1 protein-coding gene is annotated in these 1,812 nt (G+C 66.1%); it reads left to right on the top strand.

The features are described from left to right. Positions 1-64: 64 nt before the first annotated feature. Positions 65-1,812, top strand: a 1,748-nt coding sequence (gene edd, locus FHR87_RS18840) for a phosphogluconate dehydratase (protein ID WP_183168293.1), incomplete at its 3' end; no start/stop codon positions are given.

The raw sequence follows: 1,812 nt of genomic DNA, 5'->3' as shown, positions 1-1,812 counted from the left end.
GTGACTTTTTCTTGTTTCATTGATAGTTTCCAGGCAAAACAAATCCAACGCCGTGGAGCCCGCCATGCATTCTCGCATCATCGAAGTAACCGAGCGCGTGATCGATCGTAGCGCGACGCAAAGACAGCGCTACCTTGCCCTGATCCACCAGGCGGCCAGCGAAGGCCCGCAACGGGGCAAACTGCAGTGCGCCAACTTCGCCCATGGCGTGGCCGGTTGCGGCGAGCAGGACAAGCAGAACCTGCGCCTGACCAACTCCACCAACGTGGCCATCGTCTCGGCCTACAACGAGATGCTCTCCGCCCACCAGCCCTACGAACACTACCCCGAACACATCAAGCAGGCGCTGCGCGAGATCGGCTCGATCGGCCAGTTCGCCGGTGGCGTACCAGCCATGTGCGACGGCGTCACCCAAGGCGAACCGGGCATGGAACTGGCCATCGCCAGCCGTGAAGTGATCGCCATGTCCACTGCGATCGCCCTGTCGCACAACATGTTCGACGCCGCCCTCTACCTGGGCATCTGCGACAAGATCGTCCCCGGCCTGTTGATGGGGGCCCTGCGCTTCGGCCACCTGCCTGGCCTGTTCATCCCCAGCGGTCCCATGCCCTCCGGCCTCTCCAACAAGGAAAAGGCCGACGTCCGCCAGCGCTACGCCGAAGGCAAGGCCAGCCGCGACGAACTGCTCGAATCCGAGATGAAGGCCTACCACAGCCCCGGCACCTGCACCTTCTACGGCACCGCCAACACCAACCAGATGCTGATGGAAGTCATGGGCCTGCACCTGCCCGGCTCCTCCTTCGTCAACCCCGACACCCCCCTGCGCGATGCCCTGACCCACGAGGCCGCCCAACAGGTCGTGCGCCTGACCCGCCAGGGCGGGCAGTTGCTGCCGCTTGGCGAACTGGTCGACGAACGCGTCCTGATCAACTCCATCGTCGCCCTGCACGCCACCGGCGGCTCGACCAACCACACCCTGCACATGCCCGCCATCGCTCGCGCCGCCGGCATCCACCTGACCTGGCAGGACATGGCCGACCTCTCCGAAGTGGTCCCGACCCTGGCCCACGTCTACCCCAACGGCAAAGCCGACATCAACCACTTCCAGGCCGCTGGCGGCGTCGCCTTCCTGATCCGCGAACTGCTCGATGCCGGCCTGCTGCACGAAGACGTGCACACCGTGGCCGGACGCGGCCTGCGCCGCTACACCCAGGAACCCTTCCTCGAAGGCGGCGAGCTGTACTGGCGCGATGGCCCGACGAAAAGCCTCGATGAAAACATCCTGCGCCCGGTGGCGCGGCCCTTCTCGCCGGAAGGCGGCCTGCGGGTGATGGAAGGCAACCTCGGCCGTGGCGTCATGAAAGTGTCCGCCGTCGCCCCCGAACACCAGATCGTGGAAGCCCCGGCGCGCGTCTTCCAGGACCAGCAGGAACTGGCCGACGCCTTCAAGGCGGGAGAGCTCGAGCGCGACGTCGTCACCGTCGTACGCTTCCAGGGACCACGCAGCAACGGCATGCCCGAACTGCACAAGATGACCCCGTTCCTGGGCGTGCTGCAGGACCGCGGCTTCAAGGTTGCCCTGGTGACCGACGGCCGCATGTCCGGAGCCTCCGGCAAGATCCCGGCGGCGATCCATGTGTGTCCCGAAGCCATCGATGGCGGTCCGCTGGCGCGGGTGCGCGACGGCGACATCATTCGTGTCGATGGCCAGGCCGGGACCCTGGAAGTGCGGGTCGATCCGGTCGAATTGGCGGCGCGCGAGAACGCCAGCGCGCCGGGAGGTTATGAAGTGGGCTGTGGCCGGGAGCTGTT

This window comes from Azomonas macrocytogenes (assembly GCF_014191985.1).
Taxonomy (GTDB): domain Bacteria; phylum Pseudomonadota; class Gammaproteobacteria; order Pseudomonadales; family Pseudomonadaceae; genus Azomonas; species Azomonas macrocytogenes.
This window is presented reverse-complemented; position numbering and strand designations above follow the sequence as displayed.